The sequence below is a fragment of the Nonlabens sp. Hel1_33_55 genome (genome assembly GCF_900101765.1).
Classification (GTDB): domain Bacteria; phylum Bacteroidota; class Bacteroidia; order Flavobacteriales; family Flavobacteriaceae; genus Nonlabens.
Genome location: NZ_LT627735.1, coordinates 464379 through 486935 on the forward strand (window position 1 = coordinate 464379; position 22557 = coordinate 486935).

At 38.7% G+C, this 22557-nt stretch carries 18 protein-coding genes, 2 tRNA genes and 1 other RNA gene; 13 read left to right on the forward strand and 8 right to left on the reverse strand.

The features are described 5' to 3' along the window. Nucleotides 1-114 precede the first annotated feature (114 nt). A complete protein-coding gene (locus BLO34_RS02110; protein WP_090752173.1) occupies nucleotides 115-1644 on the forward strand; it encodes an NAD(P)H-hydrate dehydratase in 1530 nt (509 codons plus the stop codon). An 82-nt stretch (nucleotides 1645-1726) separates the two neighbouring features. On the opposite strand, the gene BLO34_RS02115 is transcribed toward BLO34_RS02110, so the two are convergent. Further along, on the reverse strand, nucleotides 1727-4276 hold the full coding sequence (locus tag BLO34_RS02115; RefSeq protein ID WP_090752174.1) for an ATP-dependent Clp protease ATP-binding subunit: 2550 nt from the start codon (nucleotides 4274-4276) through the stop codon (nucleotides 1727-1729). Between the two features lie 268 nt (nucleotides 4277-4544). On the opposite strand from BLO34_RS02115, the gene gyrA reads away from it, so the two are divergent. Both gyrA and BLO34_RS02125 read left to right on the forward strand, forming a co-directional pair. Then, complete coding sequence (gyrA, locus tag BLO34_RS02120) at nucleotides 4545-7076, forward strand: DNA gyrase subunit A (RefSeq protein WP_090752176.1); 2532 nt, start codon at nucleotides 4545-4547, stop codon at nucleotides 7074-7076. 19 nt (nucleotides 7077-7095) lie between these two features. Continuing rightward, on the forward strand, nucleotides 7096-8280 hold the full coding sequence (locus tag BLO34_RS02125) for a tetratricopeptide repeat protein (protein WP_090752178.1): 1185 nt from the start codon (nucleotides 7096-7098) through the stop codon (nucleotides 8278-8280). Nucleotides 8281-8331: 51 nt separating this feature from the next. On the opposite strand, the gene BLO34_RS02130 is transcribed toward BLO34_RS02125, so the two are convergent. Both BLO34_RS02130 and BLO34_RS02135 read right to left on the reverse strand, forming a co-directional pair. After that, nucleotides 8332-9093, reverse strand: coding sequence for a C40 family peptidase (locus BLO34_RS02130; RefSeq protein ID WP_090752180.1), 762 nt, complete (start codon nucleotides 9091-9093; stop codon nucleotides 8332-8334). Then, nucleotides 9094-10272: an acetyl-CoA C-acyltransferase gene (locus BLO34_RS02135; protein ID WP_090752182.1), complete on the reverse strand. Its 1179-nt coding sequence runs from the start codon at nucleotides 10270-10272 to the stop codon at nucleotides 9094-9096. It lies immediately after the preceding gene. A gap of 119 nt (nucleotides 10273-10391) precedes the next feature. Between BLO34_RS02135 and BLO34_RS02140 the strand changes: the two genes are divergently transcribed. The 9 genes from BLO34_RS02140 to BLO34_RS02175 all read left to right on the forward strand — a co-directional run bounded on the left by BLO34_RS02140 (nucleotide 10392) and on the right by BLO34_RS02175 (nucleotide 17821). Further along, complete coding sequence (locus BLO34_RS02140) at nucleotides 10392-12437, forward strand: HD family phosphohydrolase (RefSeq protein WP_090752184.1); 2046 nt, start codon at nucleotides 10392-10394, stop codon at nucleotides 12435-12437. A 94-nt stretch (nucleotides 12438-12531) separates the two neighbouring features. Next, nucleotides 12532-12615: transfer RNA gene (locus BLO34_RS02145), tRNA-Ser, on the forward strand. 42 nt (nucleotides 12616-12657) lie between these two features. Further along, nucleotides 12658-12732: transfer RNA gene (locus BLO34_RS02150), tRNA-Pro, on the forward strand. Between the two features lie 221 nt (nucleotides 12733-12953). Next, nucleotides 12954-13148: a hypothetical protein gene (locus BLO34_RS14525; protein ID WP_157686622.1), complete on the forward strand. Its 195-nt coding sequence runs from the start codon at nucleotides 12954-12956 to the stop codon at nucleotides 13146-13148. Then, nucleotides 13111-13755, forward strand: a complete 645-nt coding sequence (pdxH, locus tag BLO34_RS02155; protein WP_090752187.1) for a pyridoxamine 5'-phosphate oxidase — start codon at nucleotides 13111-13113, stop codon at nucleotides 13753-13755. The genes BLO34_RS14525 and pdxH overlap by 38 nt, the downstream gene beginning before the upstream one ends. After that, nucleotides 13755-14240 (forward strand): SixA phosphatase family protein, encoded by a 486-nt coding sequence (locus tag BLO34_RS02160; protein WP_090752188.1) that lies wholly within the window; start codon nucleotides 13755-13757, stop codon nucleotides 14238-14240. The genes pdxH and BLO34_RS02160 overlap by 1 nt, the downstream gene beginning before the upstream one ends. Beyond that, nucleotides 14237-16285 (forward strand): polyphosphate kinase 1, encoded by a 2049-nt coding sequence (ppk1, locus tag BLO34_RS02165; protein WP_090752189.1) that lies wholly within the window; start codon nucleotides 14237-14239, stop codon nucleotides 16283-16285. The genes BLO34_RS02160 and ppk1 overlap by 4 nt, the downstream gene beginning before the upstream one ends. Continuing rightward, nucleotides 16285-17193 (forward strand): Ppx/GppA phosphatase family protein, encoded by a 909-nt coding sequence (locus BLO34_RS02170; RefSeq protein ID WP_090752191.1) that lies wholly within the window; start codon nucleotides 16285-16287, stop codon nucleotides 17191-17193. Before ppk1 ends, BLO34_RS02170 begins: the two co-directional genes overlap by 1 nt. A gap of 55 nt (nucleotides 17194-17248) precedes the next feature. Next, nucleotides 17249-17821, forward strand: coding sequence for a porin family protein (locus tag BLO34_RS02175; RefSeq protein ID WP_090752193.1), 573 nt, complete (start codon nucleotides 17249-17251; stop codon nucleotides 17819-17821). Nucleotides 17822-17903: 82 nt separating this feature from the next. On the opposite strand, the gene BLO34_RS02180 is transcribed toward BLO34_RS02175, so the two are convergent. Next, the gene (locus BLO34_RS02180) at nucleotides 17904-19730 is read right to left on the reverse strand and encodes a DNA polymerase III subunit gamma/tau (protein WP_090752195.1); all 1827 of its coding nucleotides are present in this window, start codon (nucleotides 19728-19730) and stop codon (nucleotides 17904-17906) included. Between the two features lie 101 nt (nucleotides 19731-19831). Here BLO34_RS02180 and rnpB point away from each other — a divergent pair. Continuing rightward, nucleotides 19832-20160, forward strand: an RNA gene (gene rnpB / locus BLO34_RS02185) — RNase P RNA component class A. Nucleotides 20161-20194: 34 nt separating this feature from the next. On the opposite strand, the gene BLO34_RS02190 is transcribed toward rnpB, so the two are convergent. Genes BLO34_RS02190 through BLO34_RS02205 form a run of 4 tightly spaced genes read right to left on the reverse strand, consistent with a single transcriptional unit; the run spans nucleotide 20195 to nucleotide 22498 of the window. Continuing rightward, nucleotides 20195-20464 carry a hypothetical protein gene (locus BLO34_RS02190; RefSeq protein ID WP_090752197.1) on the reverse strand — a complete coding sequence of 90 codons (270 nt, stop codon included), beginning with the start codon at nucleotides 20462-20464 and terminating at the stop codon, nucleotides 20195-20197. A gap of 3 nt (nucleotides 20465-20467) precedes the next feature. After that, the gene (rsmD, locus tag BLO34_RS02195; RefSeq protein ID WP_090752199.1) at nucleotides 20468-21019 is read right to left on the reverse strand and encodes a 16S rRNA (guanine(966)-N(2))-methyltransferase RsmD; all 552 of its coding nucleotides are present in this window, start codon (nucleotides 21017-21019) and stop codon (nucleotides 20468-20470) included. Further along, nucleotides 21010-21771, reverse strand: a complete 762-nt coding sequence (locus BLO34_RS02200) for a DUF3822 family protein (protein ID WP_090752201.1) — start codon at nucleotides 21769-21771, stop codon at nucleotides 21010-21012. The genes rsmD and BLO34_RS02200 overlap by 10 nt, the downstream gene beginning before the upstream one ends. Continuing rightward, complete coding sequence (locus BLO34_RS02205; RefSeq protein WP_090752203.1) at nucleotides 21749-22498, reverse strand: hypothetical protein; 750 nt, start codon at nucleotides 22496-22498, stop codon at nucleotides 21749-21751. Before BLO34_RS02205 ends, BLO34_RS02200 begins: the two co-directional genes overlap by 23 nt. Nucleotides 22499-22557 lie beyond the last annotated feature (59 nt).

A 22557-nucleotide genomic window follows, 5' to 3' on the forward strand; every position in this document is an offset into this window, starting at 1 on the left:
GATGGCAAATGTATCAAAATACTAGGGATTCACATGAGGTTTGATGGTCTATACCAGCTTCCTCTTTCAGTTTATAAGACATTGATTTATTAAATTGCAGTACAAATCAAACTCATGAAAATTCTTACCGCGGCGCAACTTGCAGATGCAGATAAAGCTACCCTAAAATCCCAAAACATATCTAGTGCAGACTTGATGGAACGGGTTTCTATGATAGTGTTCAATAAGATCCATGAGCGTTTAAATGGTGCACCGGTGCCAATTAAAATCTTTTGCGGTATAGGCAATAACGGTGGTGATGGCCTTGCCGTCGCGCGGCATATGATACAACATGGATATCATGTGAAGGTTTACGTGACCAATTGCAGTAAGAAACGTTCAAAGGAATTTTTAATCAACTATGATCTGATTAAGGATGTGACAAAAGACTGGCCCACGCTACTTGATTGTGAGGATGACATTCCTAAAATAGGCCCTAAAGACATCGTGATTGATGCGATTTTTGGAATTGGGCTTAACAGACCTGTTGAAGGCTGGATGGCGGCTTTGTTTGAGCGCATCAATGAATCACAAGCTTTTACGGTGAGCATTGATATGCCCAGTGGTTTATTTTCTGATTCGGCACAGCCTAAGGATTCTGCTGTCATACAAGCAGATCACACCTTCACTTTCAACAATTCCAAATTAAGTTTCTTTCTAAAGGATACGGGAAATTACACGGGATCTTTTGAAGTTCTTAATATAGGGTTAGATCCAGAATTCATTCATAATGCCGCTCCAGCTGCTATGTTAATTACAAGTGAAGCCGCTCAGAATATATATCGACCTCGTAAAAAATTCACGCATAAAGGAGACTACGGTCATGTTCTGGTAGCTGCTGGTAGTAAAGGAAAAATGGGAGCAGCTGTGCTTGCCGCAACCGCTGCTATTAATAGCGGTGCTGGAAAAGTTACAGCTTACATTCCTGCATCTGGGAATCAGATTTTACAATCCTCTATTCCTGAGGTGATGACCATTACCGATGCAGGAACGGATCATCTGGCAGATTTTCAATTGGAACTCAAAGAATACACGTTATGCATTGGACCCGGATTGGGAACTGACGAAGAAGTGGTTTCCGCTTTCGCGAAAGCGATTAAACAACAATCTGCTCCAATTCTTATCGACGCTGATGGGATCAATATTTTGTCCAGCAATAAAAAACTTTTTGAGAGTTTACCACCTAAATCTGTGCTGACACCACATGATGGCGAACTAGAGCGATTATTAGGACCTTGGAGTTCTAGTATGGAGCGACTAGAAAAGGCTCAGAAATTTTCCAAAAAGCATGATGTGATTTTTGTGCTTAAAGGAGCGCATAGCATTGCCGTCTACCACGACAACATATATATAAATGACTCTGGAAATCCTGGAATGGCAACTGCTGGAAGCGGTGATGTGCTGTCAGGAATAATCAGTGCTTTCATGGCACAAAAATATGATCCATTGATGGCTGCTGTTTTTGGTACGTATATTCATGGAGCAGCTGCTGACGTGGCTTCACAGACTTATGCTCATGAAGGATTGCGGGCAAGTATCATCTCTAATTTTGTGGGTGCAGCGATTTTGCAGCTGTTTAGGCAAGAAAAGCCGCAGCAGAAGTGAGAGCTGTCGAATATTTAAAACATATAAGACATAAAAAATCCCGAGCAATTGCTCGGGATTTTTAATATTTAATGGCTGTCAATTACTCAGCAGATTCTGTTGCTTTTTCAATCTTTACGGTAAGTTCATTGGACTTCTCATCCAGATCCATATAGATAGAATCACCTTCAACTAGCTGGCTGTTAACAATCTCTTCGGCAAGTGCATCCTCAATGTATTTTTGAATAGCTCTTTTGAGCGGTCTAGCACCATATTGTTTGTCAAAACCTTTGTCGGCTATGTAATCTTTTGCTTTATCGCTAAGCTTGAGGTTGTAACCTAAATCATCAATACGAGCAAAAAGTTTTTTCAATTCGATATCGATAATCTTGTGAATATCCTCACGCTCCAAGGCATTGAATACAATCACGTCGTCAATTCTATTTAAGAATTCAGGAGCAAAAGTTTTCTTCAACGCACCTTCAATCACACTACGAGTATTATCTGCTTCTGCAGATTTTTGAGCAGCTGTACCAAATCCAACTCCAGAACCGAAGTCCTTGAGTTTTCTAGCACCTATGTTTGAGGTCATGATAATAATGGAGTTTCTAAAGTCGATCTTACGACCTAAACTATCTGTCAAATAACCATCATCTAATACCTGCAATAACATATTAAATACATCTGGATGCGCTTTCTCAATCTCATCAAGCAAGATTACAGAATATGGTTTTCTACGAACCTTTTCAGTAAGCTGTCCACCTTCTTCATAACCTACATATCCTGGAGGTGCACCTATCAAACGAGATATAGCAAACTTCTCCATGTATTCACTCATGTCCACTCGTATCAACGAGTTTTCTGAATCAAATAATTCTTTTGCAAGAACTTTAGCTAGCTGTGTTTTACCAACACCAGTTTGTCCTAAGAAGATAAATGACCCAATAGGTTTATTAGGATCTTTCAATCCAGCACGATTACGCTGTATGGCTTTAACCACTTGTTTCACAGCCTTATCCTGACCTATTACAAGATCTGTGATCGTGTGATCCAGATCCTTAAGTTTCTTCATTTCTTTAGTCGCAATACGATTTACAGGAATTCCTGTCATCATGCTCACAACCTCTGCAACGTTTTCTTCAGTTACGGTGTCTTTATGAAGTTTAGAAGCTTCTTGCCATTCTTCTTGAGCTTCGGCAAGGGCTTTTTCAAGTTTCTTCTCATCGTCTCTTAATTTGGCAGCTTGTTCGTATTTCTGCTTTTTGACAACACTGTTTTTTTCCTCCTTAACATCTTCAAGCTGTTTTTCAAGATCCAGAATTTGTTGTGGTACTTCAATGTTGGCAATGTGTATACGTGAACCAGCCTCGTCAAGCGCATCAATAGCTTTGTCTGGTAAAAATCTATCAGTCATATAACGACTGGTCAATTTCACACAGGCCTCAATGGCACCGTTCGTATATTCAACGTTGTGATGTTCTTCATATTTGTCCTTAATATTATTAAGGATTTCAATCGTCTCTTCAACGTTGGTAGGTTCTACCATCACCTTTTGAAAACGTCTTTCTAGAGCACCATCCTTTTCAATACTATTGCGGTACTCATCTAAAGTTGTCGCACCTATACATTGAATCTCTCCACGTGCTAAGGCAGGTTTGAACATATTACTGGCATCCAAAGATCCAGCGGCACCACCAGCACCTACGATTGTATGAATCTCATCAATAAATAAAATGATATCCTCATTTTTTTCAAGCTCGTTCATTACCGCTTTCATGCGCTCCTCAAACTGACCTCTATATTTAGTACCAGCCACAAGGCTAGCAAGGTCAAGAGTGATCACACGCTTGTCGTATAGAATTCTAGAAACCTTGCGCTGAATGATACGCAATGCAAGACCTTCTGCAATGGCGCTTTTACCAACTCCAGGCTCTCCTATAAGTAAAGGGTTGTTCTTCTTACGACGACTTAGGATTTGAGACACACGCTGGATTTCTTCTGTACGGCCTACCACAGGATCTAATTTATCCTCTTCAGCCATTTTAGTAAGATCTCGCCCAAAGTTGTCCAAAACTGGAGTCTTAGACTTCTTGTTCGTTTTCTTATCTCCAGAAGGTGAGAAAAGATTCTCCTTTCCATCATCCTTCATATCCTCCGCGTCATCGCTAAACGATGATGCTAGCGGGTCTTCATAGCTATCATCACTCTGTGACAATAATACTTTGAATTCCTCTTTAACACCATCATAATCAACTCTAAGCTTATTTAGTAACTTAGTGGTTGGATCATTTTCATTGCGTAAAATACACAACAGTAAATGTGCTGTATTAATAGAGGTACTTTGAAAAAGTTTTGCTTCTAAAAATGTTGTTTTAAGTGCTCGTTCTGCCTGTCTAGTAAGGTGTAGGTTTTTCTTCTCATTGATTACTGCTCCAGAACCTGGATTTGCAGGGCTTAAAATCTCTACTTTTTTGCGTAGATGATCTAAGTCCACAGAAAGATTATTAAGTATTTCAATTGCTTTGCCATCGCCATCACGCAATAATCCTAGCATTAAATGTTCAGTTCCTATAAAATCGTGTCCCAATCGCAGGGCTTCTTCCTTGCTGTAGGCGATCACGTCCTTGACTCTTGGTGAAAAATTATCGTCCATATCGCTTCTTTGTCTAAATGTAATTTAAAGATATGTTTCAAAAAGCATTCCGCATTGTAATTATGGGTTAAAGTGAAGTTACGCTTTCGCGAAAGCGTACTAACCACAAGCCTCAACGCATTATTTGAGCAACTGAATACTTATCCACACAAATCCTATCAAAGTGTTAATAAAAACACTGTCTAATCTGTCGTAGAGCCTTATCATTACTGACATTTTACTTAAATTGCTCTTTGTTAAAATTATACGTAATAAAATAGATTTTTAAATGGCAGATGGAGAAAAGTTAATCCCAATCAATATTGAGGATGAGATGAAGTCAGCGTACATCGATTATTCGATGTCGGTCATAGTGTCACGAGCACTGCCAGATGTGCGAGACGGCTTGAAACCCGTGCACAGACGCGTGCTTTATGGAATGTATGAGTTGGGAGTTCTTTCCAATCGTGGTTATAAAAAGAGTGCAAGAATTGTAGGTGAAGTTTTAGGTAAGTATCACCCACACGGTGATACATCTGTTTACGATACCATGGTTCGTATGGCGCAGGAATGGTCATTGAGATATATGCTCGTTGACGGTCAGGGAAATTTTGGATCTGTAGATGGTGATCCACCAGCGGCAATGCGATATACAGAGGCGCGCATGCGCAAAATCTCAGAAGAGCTACTTGCCGATATCGACAAAGAAACGGTCGATACTCAGCTTAATTTTGACGATACACTTTCAGAACCAACGGTTTTACCTACTAAAGTGCCTAACCTATTGGTTAATGGAGCAAGTGGTATCGCTGTAGGTATGGCGACTAATATGCCACCACACAACCTAACCGAAGTTGTTGATGGAACCATTGCCTATATAGATAATCATGACATCGAGATTGATGAGTTGATACAGCACATTAAAGCACCAGATTTCCCTACCGGCGGTATTATTTATGGATATGACGGCGTGAAAGAAGCGATGCACACAGGTCGTGGTCGTGTAAAAATACGTGGTCGTGTTAGAATAGAGGAAGTCAAAGGTCGTGAGTGTATTATCGTGGACGAGTTGCCATATCAGGTCAACAAAGCTGACATGATCAAGAAAACGGCAGACCTTATTAATGACAAGAAACTGGACGGCATAGCATCCATACGCGATGAGTCTGACAGAAAGGGAATGCGTATCGTTTATGTATTGAAACGTGATGCGATACCTAACATCGTTGTAAACACGCTTTACAAGCATACCGCATTACAATCATCATTTAGCGTTAACAATATTGCCTTAGTCAACGGTCGTCCAGAAATGCTGAACGTCAAGCAAATGATCCACCATTTTGTGGAGCATCGCCATGAGGTTGTAGTACGACGTACCACATATGAGTTGCGCAAGGCAGAAGAGCGTGCCCACATCCTTGAAGGATTGATTATTGCGAGTGATAATATTGATGAGGTCATCAAAATTATTAGAGCTAGTTCTAACGGCGAAGAAGCTCGTGAAAACCTGATCAAACGTTTTGAACTTTCTGAAATTCAGGCAAGAGCCATAGTTGAAATGCGACTGCGTCAACTAACTGGTCTGGAGCAGGACAAACTAAGAACAGAATATAATGACCTATTAGTCACCATCGCCGACTTAAAAGACATTCTAGCTAAGAAAGAACGCAGAATGGAAATCATCAAAGAAGAACTTGCTGAAATACGCGAGAAGTACGGTGATGAAAGAAGATCTCAAATTGAGTATGCTGGAGGTGATTTGAGTATTGAGGATATGATTCCTGATGAGCAGGTAGTAATTACCATTTCACATGCCGGTTATATCAAAAGAACAAGTCTTACTGAATATAAAACCCAAAACCGAGGTGGTGTAGGGCAGAAGGCAAGTACTACCAGGGATGAGGATTTCCTAGAAGATATTTTTGTGGGAACTAACCATCAATACATGCTCTTCTTTACCGAGAAAGGAAAGTGTTTCTGGATGCGAGTCTTTGAAATCCCTGAAGGTAGCCGTACCTCAAAAGGTAGAGCGATCCAAAACCTTATTAATATCGAGCAGGATGATAATGTAAAAGCTGTCATTTGTACTCAAGATATAAAGGATGAAGAATACATCAACAGTCACTATGTTATTATGTGTACTAAAAAAGGTACCGTCAAGAAAACTTCTCTCGAGCAATACTCTAGACCACGTACGAATGGTATCAACGCCATAACTATTAAGGATGGCGATACGCTGCTAGAAGCAAAACTGACTACTGGAGATAGCCAGATCATGTTAGGTCTCAAAAGCGGTAAAGCCATTAGATTTGATGAGAAGAAAACGCGATCCATGGGTAGAAACGCTAGCGGTGTTCGCGGTATAAGACTTGCAAACGATAAGGATGAAGTGATAGGAATGGTTGCAGTTAATGATTTGGACTCTGAGATTCTCGTTGTTTCAGAAAAAGGTTATGGTAAACGCTCCAGCCTTGAAGATTATCGTGAAACCAATCGTGGTGGTAAAGGTGTAAAAACAATATCTGTCACTGAGAAAACTGGTGGTTTAGTAGCGCTTAAAAATGTAACAGATGACGATGGTTTAATGATTATTAACAAATCGGGTATTGCAATTCGCATAGATGTTTCAGATCTTAGAGTCATGGGACGCGCAACTCAAGGTGTTCGTTTGATTAAAGTCAAAGGTGATGATAGCATTGCCGCTGTCGCGAAAGTTGCTAATGAAGAGGACGAGGACGAGGAGCAAACAGCAGAGGATGCTACCAACTCAAGCGATACGGAAGATGGCACAACCCTTGCAACTGATGATAGTGAAGAATAAAAACTAAAGAACTACAATTATGAATTATAGGTTATTAATATTAGGACTGGCATTTTCAAGCCTTGCTTTTGCTCAGAAACGAGAGATAAGAAAGATAGAAAAAGCCGTTGAGGATAATGATTACAAAGAGGCTTCTTCTTTATTTAGCGAAATTAATGAGAGTGAAGTAGAGGAAAAATATGTGGCAGACTATACTTATTTCAAGGCCGTTACAATGTTAGGAAATCCTAATAGAGTGACCGCAAGTGGTAAAGAATTGCAGAACATAATGGTTTTATTTGATAAAGCTAAGGATTTAGGATATGATTCAGCAGCCGTTAGTGGCCAAAAAAGTTTGGTAAGTGATGCTATTTTCGCACATGCACAAAAAATGTTACAGGCTGGAAAACAAGATGAGGCATTAGCTTCAGTAAATTATTTGTTAGAATTAGATCCTTCTAATCAACGGATGAGAGAGAATGCAGCAAACCTAGCTTACCGATCAGGTGATTTCAAAAGCGCTAAAGATAATTACCAGCAGTTATTAGATGAGGGCTATACGGGAATAGAAGAAACGGCTTTAGCAACTTCTTTGGGAAGTAATAAGGATGAAGTTTTTCCAAATCTAAAAACAGCTGAGGTTGCGGTAAAAACGGGTCAATATACTAATGCTCGATTAGAAAAATCTGATTCTAAGCTCGGCACAATTGTAACGAATTTAGCTTGGGTTTATAATAACAACGGTGAAAAACCAAAAGCTAAAAGCCTTGTAATGGAGATATTCGACAAATATCCAGAGGATGAAAGTTTAAAAATCGCAGCCGCAAATTTATATCTTTTGGTAGGTATGGAGGAAGAATATAAAAAAGCTGTTTCTAAAATGAATGAAGAAATTACAGATCCTGCAGTATATCAAAATTTAGCAGTAGCTGCTGCTGATAAAGAAAATTGGGATCAAGCTATAGATTACTACAATAAGAGTATAGAGTTAGATAACTCAAATTACGCAACTCAAAATAATTTAGCTGCGGCTTATATACAAAAAGGGAACTTAGAGGAAACTACAGCGGTTCAACAGAAAGAATACTATATGAATGCTGCTAAACATTATGAAAAAGTGCTTGAACTTAAGCCTGATATGGATTCTGCTAAAACGACATTAATTAGTATTTACAAAGCTTTTAATATGGACGATAAGGCAGCGGCTCTAGAGGCAGGTAACTAATTAAATTATTAAAAGAACTTTGATTTGAAACCCAGCAGTTGCTGGGTTTTTCTATACAATTTTTTTAATCATCCTCAGCTTATGAGAGTGACTGGAAGTATTTAAGTTAAATATTCCCGTTTGATCTAAACGGTCAATTCTAACCTTTCCATGCGCATGAATGATGTAATTATCTTTCATGATGATTCCAACATGAGTTATCAAACCTTCTGTGTTATCAAAAAATGCTAAATCGCCTGGATCTGACTCCTCTATAAAACTTAACACTTCTCCTTGCTTAGCTTGTTCACTGGCGTCTCTAGATAGGTAATAACCGTTCAGTTTATAAATTAGCTGAGTAAAGCCGCTACAGTCGATTCCCATATTTGAGCGACCACCCCATAAATAAGGTGTGTTTAACAATAACAAAGCTTCACTTACTAAATTTGACTTTTCATGCTGAACTTTTAAATTGGCAATATCTGTGGATGAAAAACTATCTCCTAGAAAAGTAGCAGACGATATTTGAGAGCCTATTAATATTGAACTAAGCGTTTGATTTGAATGGGTGACCGTGCTAATGGGATCTTTCGCGAAAGCGATATTATTTTTATCACTTAGATTCTTATAATCATTTTCTTGTATTTCTAGGTATTGCTTGTTGTCAATCCATCCTTCATAATGGTCATTGCTCAGACGTATGCGTGACCATTTTTTACGATATTCCAATACTTTAAAAACTTCTCCATACATCATCTGGGACACCATCTCACTAGTATCACTAGTTTCTTGTCGCATAGGTACAATGGATATAGGACAAATACCGTATTTCATCTAAAAGTGAGACTCGATAACTAAGGCTGAAGCTCCACCGCCACCATTACAAATTGCCGCAGCGCCTAATCTACCACCTTCATTTTTAAGTGTACTTAATAGAGTCGTGACTATGCGAGCACCGCTACATCCTAATGGATGACCCAATGAAACAGCTCCACCATAAACGTTTACGTTTTCATCATTGATGCCTAATAACTTCATATTGGCAAGTCCTACAACTGCAAACGCCTCGTTGAGCTCAATGAAATCCATATCCTTTAGTCCCAATTTGGCCTTATCCAACGCTTTTGGTAATGCTTTTGCTGGAGCGGTGGTAAATCTTTCTGGCTCTACAGATGCATCTGCATAGCTGATAATTGTGGCTAATGGCTCTATATTTAATTCTTTTGCTTTTTCCTCACTCATGAGAACCACTGCTGCAGCACCATCGTTTATAGTACTTGCGTTTGCAGCTGTTACCGTTCCATCTTTAGAAAATGCAGCTCTAAGTGATGGGATCTTATCCATTTTGACATTGGAAAATTCTTCATCAGTATCTACGATAATATCGTCACCTCTGCGTTGTTTTACAGCAACTGGAACCACTTCTTCTTTAAATTTTCCAGCTTGCCATGCCGCAGCAGATCGTTCATAGGATTGAATGGCAAATTTATCTTGATCCTCGCGAGAAAAACCATTTTCAGATGCACATAGATCTGCACAAACTCCCATGGCATTTTTATTATAGGCATCTACCAGCCCATCGCGCTGCATACCATCAATCATAGTTGCTGGTCCAAATTTCTGTGGGTTTCTCAAATTTAAATAGTGCGGTATCTGACTCATATTTTCCATACCACCCGCAACAATAACATCTTGATCACCTAACGCAATACATTGAGCTGCTAATATGATTGATTTCATACCACTTGCACACACTTTATTTACAGAAGTTGCTGGAACGTTATTAGAGATTCCAGCACCTAAAGAAGCTTGCTTTGCCGGAGACTGACCGGTGTTTGCTTGAACTACGTGACCCATTAAAACTTCTTGAACATGTTTAGGATCCAACCCGATTTTGTCAAGAGCGCCTTTAATTGCAATGGTGCCTAATTCAGTCGCTGGAACTGAACTCAGGGATCCCAAAAAGCTACCTATGGGTGTACGTGCGTATGAAACTATTACTACTTTTCTCATCGAGATGTTTTTTTGCGAAAATAATAATTTCAAGTTCTATTTTCTGTCAATAATATCTCAAAAGGTAACAATCCTTAATTGTACCTAATAATTATTTCGATAGTTGTTACTTTGCATTAATGAAGGCTTCTAAAAATAAATTGTACCAACATCAAGATCTGGCCATCAGAATATTTTTAGTTCTGTTTTGTACGGCCATCATAGTTTATTTCTTCCCTAAAAGCGATCGTTTTAAATATGACTATGCTCAAGGTGAGCCATGGGAATATGAAACGCTCTACTCACCGTTCCGGTTTGCAATCATGAAAGATGAGGAAGAACTCGCTGAAGAGAGACTGGAAGTAATTGAACAAACTCCTAGGCATTTTTATAGTACCAATGTTGATCAGAACGAGTTGTTAAATAATTATACGGAAAGTCTACAAGCAGGACTATCTGATAGCATTTATAATATTTATAACCGTAGGATTTACACTACCGCCAATGAATACCTGTCAAAGCTTTTAAAAAATGGATATCTGGAGGATGTACAGGATCTAAAGGATATTCATCCTATTGTATTGAAAACTGGTGATGATGAATTACAACAATTGACTTATGGTGACCTCGTGCTACCAAAAGAACTAAACCAACAAGTTGATGAATTATTTCAAGATTATCCCGATGAATTTAATGCAGTTCTTACACGCAGGCTTAAAGCGTTAATAGAGCCTAATATTTTTTATGATCAACCCATAACCGATCTTAATATCGAGAGTGAGCTTGAGAAAATATTACCTACTCGAGGTTTGATTGCTCAAAATTCCAGAATTATCGCTCAAGGCGAAATTGTAGAAGGCGACAAACTCCAGATACTTAATACTCTCAACAGTACTTACGAATCGCAAACATGGTCTGACTCCCAATATAACTGGAAATTATTAGGCTACGTGATTCTGGTAGGGATGGCGCTTACTATGCTTATGTTGTTTATAAAGAAATATAGAACAGAGGTCTACCAGAGTAATAAGAAGCTACTATTTATATACTTCAATATTTGTCTTTTTGCAATCCTAACAGCAGCTGTGGTAAAATTAGATGCTGTATTTGTATACATCGTTCCAGTGTGTATGTTACCACTAATAGTGAAAGCATTTTTTGATGCTCGTTTAGGATTGTTTAGTCATGTGATTATTATTTTCATATTGAGTTTTGTAATTCCATCTAGTGCTGAATATCTGTTTTTACAGATCATGGCTGGTATTGTGACGATTTTGTCGGGAAAAGAGATTTATAAGCGAGCGAACTTATTTGTCACCGTTGGTAAAATCGTTTTGGTTTATTTCATCTCTTATTTCGCATTCTATGCTGTATACCAAGGTGGAATAACTGGTTGGGAATGGGATAGGCTTCTTTATTTTACACTCTGCGGTTTAGCAATGCTATTTGTGTGGCCGTTGATCTATGTATTTGAAAAGATATTCAATTTGGTAAGTGACGTCTCCTTATTGGAGTTGTCAGATACAAATTCAAAATTACTGAAGGAACTTTCTAATAAAGCTCCTGGAACATTTCATCATTCCCTCAATGTTGCAAACATAGCAGAGACGATTGCAAATGAGGTAGGTGCAAACGCCATGCTGGTTAGAGTAGGAGCTTTGTATCATGATATTGGTAAGATGGCTAATCCAACTTATTTTACAGAAAATCAGGGTAATGGCATTAATCCTCACGATGATCTTGACCCAGAAGAAAGCGCTCAAATTATTATAGATCACGTAATTCACGGAGTAGAAATCGCCAAGAAAAATAATCTCCCAGATAGAATTATAGATTTTATTAGAACGCACCATGGCGATAGTCTAGTTTATTACTTTTATAAGAAAGAACAGGCAGATCATCCAGATCTGGATGAAAGCCTATTTAGATATCCTGGCCCACGACCTTATAGCTTAGAAACGGCGATTTTGATGATTTCTGATAGTGTAGAAGCCGCTTCTAAAAGTCTTAAGAGTCCTAGTAGTGTGGCTATTGATAAGCTTGTGGAAAGCATTATTACTTCACAGATGAATAATGGTCAATATCTTAATGCAGATATAACCTTAAAACAGATCGAGTCCATTAAAACTATCATCAAAAAGAAGCTCGCGAGCATGTATCATCTTCGCATAGAATATCCTGAGTAAATTCATTTAAAAAAAGTCAGGATTACTTGGGCAAAATATAAACATACCATACATTTGCATCCGCTTTCAGAAATGGTAGCCGTTCTTTAAAACTGGAGAGGTGCCAGAGTGGTAATGGAGCAGATTGCTAATCTGTCGACGGGTAACCGTCGCCAGGGTTCGAGTCCCTGTCTCTCCGCAAACGAATTAAGTCAGATCCGTAACTGACATAAATAAAAATCGGGGTGTAGCGTAGCCCGGTCATCGCGCCTGCTTTGGGAGCAGGAGGTCGCAGGTTCGAATCCTGCCACCCCGACGACGATCTAACAAGATCGCATCTTTAGCCCATCAAACGTTGTTTGATGGGCTTTTTGTTTCTTCCTGTTTTTCTCAGATATGCCTGCAAACGGAATCTATAAATTTTATTTTTCGGTTTGATTCATTGAGACTAGGTTTATTCTCATTTTAGCCGGTATTAAGGTTCAAATCGGATAACGGAATCTGAACTCTTTAGCACAAAGGTTTAAGAACTAAGTAATGGTTGTAGGATTTGTCCGCTTTCGCGAAAGCGATATCAAATTCACTTATTATTACATCGAGAATGTAGGTTACACTCGTGGAGGTTTTGTGAAACCTTTCTTTAGAATCATCCATTTAATTTATCAAATTCATAAATTGCAGGGAAACCCAGTACATGGAACAGAACCTGCACGAGTCAAGGAAATCCTATGAGAAGGATGCTTTATTAGAGGAAAATCTCTCGAACGATCCTTTTGAAGTTTTTTCCAAATGGTTTCAAGATGCCGAAAATGATGATGGAGTAGAAGAGGCTAATGCGATGGGAATCTCGACAATTGGTAGCGATGGATTTCCTAAATCTCGCATCGTTTTACTCAAAGAAATTAAGGATAACCGATTCATTTTTTATACCAACTACACTTCAGAAAAGGCTGTTTCCATTGCTAATGACAAGCATATCTGCATTCATTTTTTCTGGCCTAGTCTGGAACGTCAGGTGATTATAAAGGCCATATCCCAAAAGGCATCCCGAGAAAAGTCAGCATCTTATTTTAATTCTAGACCACGTGGTAGCCAGCTGGGAGCTTGGGCAAGTCATCAAACTAATGTCATAGAATCCCGAGAAGAGCTGGAAAAACAACTTCAAGAAGTGGAAGAGCGATTCAAAGATCAAGATGTACCACTTCCAGAATTTTGGGGTGGATTTGAGTGTGAACCCGTTTCATTTGAGTACTGGCAAGGACGACCCAACCGTTTGCACGATCGCATTCTTTTTGATAAACTTAATGGTGATTGGAATTCTAAAAGACTTCAACCTTAATGAAAAAATTGATTATCACCAGACACGGGAAATCCAGTTGGGAGTTTGATGTTCGCGATCACGATAGACCATTGATCCAAAAAGGAATTGATGATGCACATACTATTGGTAACGCTTTGAAAGAGTTGAATACGAGTCCAGATTTAATCCTATCAAGTACTGCGGCAAGAGCGTTGCAAACAGCTACTATCATTACAGAATATATTGATTACCAGCTTAAGAAACTTAAATTGACCAGAGACTTATACACTTTCAACTGGAACGAGCAATTGAAGGTTCTTAAAGATCTTGATAACGATATTGACACCTGTATGATCGTTTCCCACAATCACGGCCTCACTGACCTTGCAGGAATAATAGGCTCTGAACGCTTTTCCAATATTCCTACCACAGGTGTAGTTATTATTGAGTTTCCAGTCGATGATTGGTCTCAGATTAATAAAGGTAATACTACATTTCACCTATTTCCCAAAAACATCCAATGAGCAACGAATATTATAATAGAGAATTAAGCTGGCTCAAATTCAATGCTAGAGTATTACAGGAAGCCAACGATCCAACTGTACCGCTAATTGAGAGATTGAGGTTTCTTGGGATTTTCTCTAATAATCTTGATGAATTTTTCAAAGTACGCTATGCTACCATACAGCGTATTTATCGAGCTGGAAAAAATGCTACAAAATCACTGGGTGGAATATCTGCCGGTGATTTGTTGAATGAGATCAATGAGGCGGTAATTAAGGATCAAACGTTGAGTTTCCAGATATTGAATGATCTGGAGCAGGAACTAGGTAAAGAAAATATCATCATTGTTGATGAACAAGAGATTCTTAAGGAGCATGAAGATTTTATACGACAATACTTCAATGAGAAGGTGAGTCCAGCTCTAGGCGTCATCATGATCGATGAGACCACGACATTCCCACCACTACAGGATGGAATGGGATATCTCGCCGTGAGAATGACTTTTGCCAAGGATAAGATCAAACACGCCTTGATTGAAAAGCCAAAACACTTGAATAGATTTGTGGTGTTACCAGATCTCAATGATGGCAAACAGTATATTATTCTGATTGATGATTTGATCAGACACCGCATGCATTATTTATTTAGCATCTTTGAATATCAGCACATACAGGCGCATATGATCAAGGTGACTCTTGATGCAGAATTAGACATGGATCTTGATCTTAAAAAGAGTCTATTAGAAAAAATCAGGGATAGTGTGTATGATCGCAAGGATGGCGATCCAGTAAGATTTGTATTTGATAGGGAAATTCATCCAGAGACGATTGATCTTATCATGAGCAAGCTTGATATTGATGATACAGACTCGATCATACCTAGTGGTAGGTACCATAACAGGAGAGACTATCTTAAGTTCCCAAGTTTAGGCAGGCAAGATTTGCTCTATCAAAAGCAAACCGCACTACCTATTAAAGGAATTGATATCAAAGGATCACTTTTGAAACGAATCGCACAAAAGGATATTCTTCAATATGCACCATATCACACCTTTGCAAATACTACTAAATTCTTGCGGGAAGCTGCACTGGACCCTAAGGTGGAAGAGATAAAAATCACTATTTACCGCCTAGCAGAGGTTTCGCAGATTGCTGGTTCTTTAGTGAATGCGGCAAAGAATGGTAAATCAGTAACTGTTTCCATAGAGTTGCAGGCCAGGTTTGATGAGCAGGCAAACATCAATTATGCAGAATTGATGCAGGAAGAGGGCATAAAAATGATTTTTGGCGTGCCTGGTTTAAAAGTTCATTGTAAGGCTTGTATGATAACCAGACGTGAGAACGATAAGCTCATGCGTTATGGTTTTATAAGCACTGGGAATTTCAATGAGGCAACCGCTGGCATCTATACAGACTACACACTTTTCACAGCAGATCGTAAAATTTTAAAAGAAGTAGAACGTGTTTTTGAGTTCTTTGAAGTCAATTACAAGCAGCACAAATACAAGCACCTATTAGTTAGTCCCAATTTCCTAAGACCAGGTATAGAGCGATTGGTTCGTCGTGAGATCGCTTTCGCGAAAGCGGGAAAACCAGCAAAAATTCGTCTCAAACTCAACTCGTTTTCTGACTACAGCATGATTGACCTATTCTATGAGGCATCACGTGCTGGCGTTAAGATTGAATTGATCGTTCGCGGTATATGCTGTATTATTCCTGGCGTGAAAGGTATGAGCGAGAACATAAAAGCCATAAGTATTGTGGACCGCTATTTGGAACATCCACGCGTCTACTACTTTCACAATGACGGTGATCCAGCAGTATATATCTCAAGCGCAGACTTTATGCAACGCAATCTAGATAGCCGTGTGGAAATCGCATGTCCTATCTATGACGAGGATATTAAAAAAGAAATTCTTGAGACGCTGGATATTTGTTGGAACGATAATGTCAAAGCGCGTGTACTTGATAAAACGCAATCCAATAAATATGTCAAAAACAACAAAGCCGAATTAAGATCTCAATATGCCACTTATGAATATTACAAAGCCAAAAATCAAAGCTAATGGGATTTAAAACTGAGAAATATGCCGCTATTGATATAGGTTCCAATGCGATTAGATGTTTGATAGCCACGGTCAATTTATTTGATGATCTAGCTCCAGTTTTCAAAAAAACGAGTTTAGTTCGAGTACCAATCCGTTTGGGTCAGGATGTTTTTACTAAAGGAGAGATATCTGATTACAACCAGAAGCGTATGGTACAAACAATGAAGGCTTATAAACATTTAATGGATGTTCATGAGATTTTGGATTATAAGGCTTATGCTACTAGTGCCATGCGTGACGCGACAAATGGAAAAGAGGTGTCTCGTAAAATTAGAAAGGAAGCCGGCATCGATATTGAAATCATTGACGGTTCCCACGAGGCTGCCATCATCGCGATGACAGACTTGCATAGCATTATTGATCAGGAAAAAGTTTATTTGTACGTCGACGTTGGTGGTGGTAGTACAGAATTTACTCTTTTTGCTAACGGTCACGCCGTTGAATCAAAATCCTTCAAAATAGGAACAGTACGTCTCCTAAATGACATGGTAAAAAGTTCCCTGTGGACCGAAGCAGAAAACTGGGTAAAACAAGTTTGTGAGCCATACAATCGAATTGAACTCATAGGTTCAGGTGGTAATATCAATAACATATTCAAGAATAGCGGTAAGGCTTATGGCAAGCCATTATCATATTTCTATATGACTAGTTATTATGAAAAGCTACAAAGCTATACTTATGAAGAACGTATCTATCATCTAGCGCTTAATCAGGATAGGGCAGACGTTATCATTCCAGCCTGTAGAATCTATTTAAGATCCATGAAATGGAGCGAGGCAAAGAATATTCACGTTCCTAAAATTGGACTCACTGACGGCATCATTAAATCCATCTATAATTCAAAAACCCAAAATACTGCGCTATAGGCGATTTTTTAATTACTTTTAAAAATTATTACAGAGAACAGACTAAAATAAAAACATGAAACAATTTTTACCATTCATAATGCTTGCGCTTATATCAAGCACAGCAATAGCTCAATATAGAACTGAAACGAAGTTTGGGATACGTTTGGGCGCCAATTATTCTGATCTGGAAACCAATTTGTTAGAAGATCCAGAATCTCGTATCGCACCAGCCGTGATTTTCTTTTCAGAAATTCCGCTGGGAAACACATTTGCTCTAGTTCCAGAAATTGGCTTTAGCGCACTTGGAGCAAAAGAAGATGAGGTAGAAGGAATCAATGGTAATGATGATAGATTAAAAACTAACTACTTGACGGGTGGATTATTAGCTCAAGTCAACATCGCACGTTTCCTATATTTAAATGTAGGTGGACAGCTGGCTTTGAACGTTTCAGAAAACGATAGAGGTGATTATTACGATGGCGATTATCAGGCAATAGGTGGCTTAGGGATTAAGATAACTAATGGTTTGAGCATTGATGCGAGATATGGTTATGGTTTCAATAATGTTTTTGAAGGCGATTTAGGAGCTCAAGGATTTGAGGCAGAAAATCGTTTCTATCAATTGACACTTTCCTACAGAATGTAAGATAATATCGCTTTCGCGAAAGCGAATAAAACAAAAGCCGCATCCATAAGATGCGGCTTTTGTTTTGACACTTTTCAAGTTATTAAAACTCTAGATTGAACGTCCTGCGTAGTAAATCAACCGCTGGGTTTTTCTCTGCCAACTTATTGAATTTGTCCTGATCTGTATAGATGTATTTCTTGGTTACCGTTTTGTCAACTTCTATTTCGAAATCAATTAAATAATTGTTCAGTTCCCTTTTGAGATATTCTAAGATTTGGCCTTTATCCTTTTCAAGGTCCTCTTTCATGGAAGCGTTGGGGAACTTGAGGTGAATTGTAGTTCCTTTCAATCTTGGTTGGTCAATTCCTAAAATACTGGATAAGATAAAGTCGCCTCTTTCTTTGAGATGATCTGCATATTTGTTCCATACCATCGTCAATTCTTCCTGAGAGAATTCTTTTTCAGGCAAACGATCAGATGATGTAGTTGCATCTTTCTGATTTTCTAGCATCTCCTTTTTGCGCTCCATTCCTTGAATAGAGAGTGAGCTCACTCGTTTTTGACCTTTTTGAAGTAGCGCTTTACGTTTTTCGGCTAGCGATATTTGATCCTCACTTGAAGACGCATCAGTTTTAGATGAGGGTTCAGAGGTTTTGTTTGGAGTAGAAGGTTCCGGAACATCTTCGAGATCTGCGACACTATTCATTGCAGGGACTTTTGTACTAGTTTCCTGAATGGATTCATCTGATTGCTTTTCTGGTTGTTGGCTATAGTTTGATTTATCAACTACAGGTTCTGCAACTACAGCATTTTCAAAGGTTTTAGCTGGTAGTATGTACGTTAGAGGCTTTTTTTTTTCGCCAGATTCTGGCAGTAGGATAGAGGCAAGCTGCATCAAACACAACTCAACCAGCAATCGCTGATTGCGACTGTTGCGATATTTTAAATCTGCATTATTAGTGATTTCAATAGCAGTTTTTAAAAATTCAAGATCTGTTTTCCTGGATTGTTCTAGATATTTCTGCTTTGTGGATTCTCCTAACTCCAGTAAAACGATAGTGCGCTCATCTTTGCACACCATCAGATCTCTGAAATGCGAAGCAAGCCCGCTCAAGAAATGTTGTCCATCAAAACCTTTGACCATAATCTGATCATAGTCAATCAACAATTGCGGAATATTATTCTCCAAAATCAGCGAAGTCATGCTGAAATAAGTATCCCGATCCAAAACGTTTAAGTTCTCAGTCACAGCCTGAACCGTGAGATCCTTCCCTGAAAAACTAACGACTCTATCAAATATGGAAAGTGAATCTCGCAATGCACCATCTGCCTTCTGGGCAATGATCTGCAGTGCTTCTTCATCTGCATCAATACCTTCCTTGATAGCAATCTTTTTAAGATGCTCACGCATGTCGCTTACAGTAATTCTTTTAAAATCAAAGATTTGACAGCGCGATAGAATGGTCGGTATGATCTTGTGTTTTTCTGTGGTAGCAAGAATAAAAATTGCATGCGCTGGTGGCTCTTCAAGAGTCTTTAAAAAAGCATTAAAAGCGGCAGATGAAAGCATGTGAACCTCATCAATAATATAAATCTTGTATTTACCTACTTGTGGCGGTATGCGCACTTGTGCGATAAGTTCTCTTATCCCATCAACGCTATTGTTGGAAGCAGCATCCAGCTCAAAAATATTGAATGCAAAATCTTCATTTGCATCATACTCAACATTATGCTGGTTGATCTTTTTGGCAAGGATACGTGCACAAGTCGTTTTTCCAACACCGCGAGGACCTGTAAATAGAAGTGCCTGCGCTAGGTGATTGCTCTCAATCGCATTCTCCAAAGTTTTGGTAATAGCAGATTGACCCACAACATCCTCAAAGGTTTCAGGTCTATATTTTCTGGCAGATACTATGAAAGGTTCCATGGGTTTCAAAGATAAAATGATGTACCTCTTCATCCTTCATTGACGCCTGTTGTTTTTGCCCTAATTATTAACAGGCATCACATAATTCGGTTAGTTTTGCAGCAGCAGGCCGCTCTATCGTCTCAGCTTTTGTTGAGGAGGAAAGTCCGGACACCATAGGATATCATAGCGGCTAACGGCCGTCGTTTTGTTTTCGCTTTCGCGAAAGCGAGATAGGACCAGTGCAACAGAAAGAATGTACAGATAATGCTGTAGTGAAACCAGGTAAACTCTATGTGGTGAAATGTCGCGTAAATCAGAGCTTGAGTGCGATCCGTGCGATCTGAAGGGTAGGCAGTTTGAGATCTTGAGTAATTGCGATCCTAGATAAATGATAGAGGTTCCCGTTTGTGCGGGATCACAGAATCCGGCTTATAGGCCTGCTTTTTTAATTTTAAGGGATTGTAGGCTTTCGAATATGTGACTTAGCTCATCAGCCAATATAAAAATGATATAACTATTATTGAACAAACGGTGAATATGGCCAGCTTGAGTCTTGCCTCTTTTCTGTTCGTTTGAACAACTTTATTTGTAATTACTTTATTGATGTGATTAGGTCTGGTTTTTTGAAGCTTGCCTAGTTTATTAGGTTCAACAAGATCTTTTTTCTTGTTTGATAGATCTGTTCTCAAACTTAGTTTGACTTCGTTCCTGCGTTTTGAACGATCGTTATGGCCAGATAGATGATGATTCATCTTTTAATTTTCTTCTGGCGTAGTTTTGAAAAAACTAAATACCGTGCCTCCATATCTACGGGCATTGTCAAACGATGGGTGCTCACTTAGGTCAGTGTGTTTGGAGTGCTCAATAATTAAAAGACCATCCTCGTTGAGCATTTGGTTTTCTGCAACCGTATCGGCTATTTTGAGAAAATCTGTGGATTCTAGTGCATATGGAGGATCTGCAAAAATGATATCATATTTGATGCTGTGATTCTCTAAAAACTTGAAAACATCTGCCTTGATGGTATCAATAGGAAGATTAAGTTCCTCTGCGGTTTTTTTGATGAATGCAATGCATGGAAAATGTTTGTCAACGGCTAGAATATTACCAGCACCGCGACTGGCAAACTCATAAGACATGTTACCGCTACCTGCAAAAAGTTCCAAAACCTTGATGTCGCTTATATGAATAATATTGCGCAGAATGTTGAATAGAGCTTCTTTGGCCATGTCAGTAGTGGGACGCACCGGCAAATTTTTGGGAGCTTGAATACGGCGGCCTTTGTGAATACCTGAAATTATGCGCATATGACTTTGTTGAGGTAATCCTTATAATCTTCTATAAAACTTACATTCCGCACATAAGTGTAGAGATGGTTAAATAGTTTTTGGTCTTTGTTGTTCTGGATAATGGTAAGCGGAATCGTTTCTGGATCTAGTTTATTCTGTTCTAATGCAAATAAGGTATAGTATAAGATATCTTCTACCTGTTCAAATGGGAAAATATTATGGGCTACAAGATGATCCTTATCCATCACCGTAAAGTAAAAATGGGACTGCATGATCTCTAGATAAATACCGCTAGGCATTCCAGAAAGTGTCGTTAGTGATCTCGTAGAATAATGAAAATATGAGTGATCACCGTAGGTTTCAAAGAAGTAATTATTGACGTTGGAATACGCTACATAAACCATCTGTGCTCCAAAAGCAGGAACTGGATCGTCAATGCTAATAGTATCTGTCTGTAACAGTTTAGTATTATACTTTAAATAATCTGCGGCGTACTCTTCCTCAAATAAAGCTGATGGTACCGCTGCAAAAACATTATGATGATAGATGAGTTTCACATCTTCAAATTCCTGTTTCAAAAACTCTTGCGAAGCCATCACATCTTCAATGGCAGCCAGTATCTCAATAGGGTTTGAAGAATATTTAAATTCTTTAGAAAAAGTTTCTTGAATACCCGTTGAGTTATGGGTATAAAAAGAAAGTCCATCCTGATGAATCAGGACGGACAGACTATATTTCTTTTCGGTATTAGTTACTTCGGTTTGGGGCATATTGTCTTGGCCAGTTTCCACTTGTGGTCACCTCAGAAAGGCTTCCTACTATAATGTTAGGTCCATCAATAGCTTCCACTGCCTTTGCTTCAAGTTCTGCATTTACTAGACGTTCTGGTTGATCAAAAAGAATGTCTGCTTTAGATGCTTTTGCTTCAAAGACACTCAAAATATTCTCACCATCAACAAACGTATCTGTTGCTAATTCGATTTTACCTGGAGCTCCTTCAATAGGGTAGTTCAACAAGGATCTAATGTCAACACCACTGAATAAAGAGTCCTTCACAGATCTAAATCCTAAAGTGTCGATAAGAGTAATTTCCTTAGTATATCCACCAGCACCAGAAAGTCCATATCTTCTGTTCTTTTCTACATCGACTACGGTACTATCTCTTTTTTGGGTCAAGGCAAATTCTGCCGTATCAATGAATCTAGCAAGAGCGTCGATGTCATTTGTATATTTACCCTTAATGAGTTTATGTGCAGCTTCTGCATCACGCAAGGTGATCAATTGAGAAACGACATCTTTGTAGCGTTCTTCTTTGACTGCTTCAAACCTAACAGGTTCAGCAATGGATTGATAAAGTTTATATGCAAAGAATCCTATCAATGCTAAAAGCACAAGAATAATTACAATATGAAGTTTGCGTGGTATTTTATTGATAAAAATCGCAAGTAGCACTAGCACTATAATTCCAATTACTACCGACAAGATCAAATTGAACATAAGAAGAGTTGTTTATTAACTTAATTTCAAAGCAAACAAATCTACAATTTTTTTTGTCT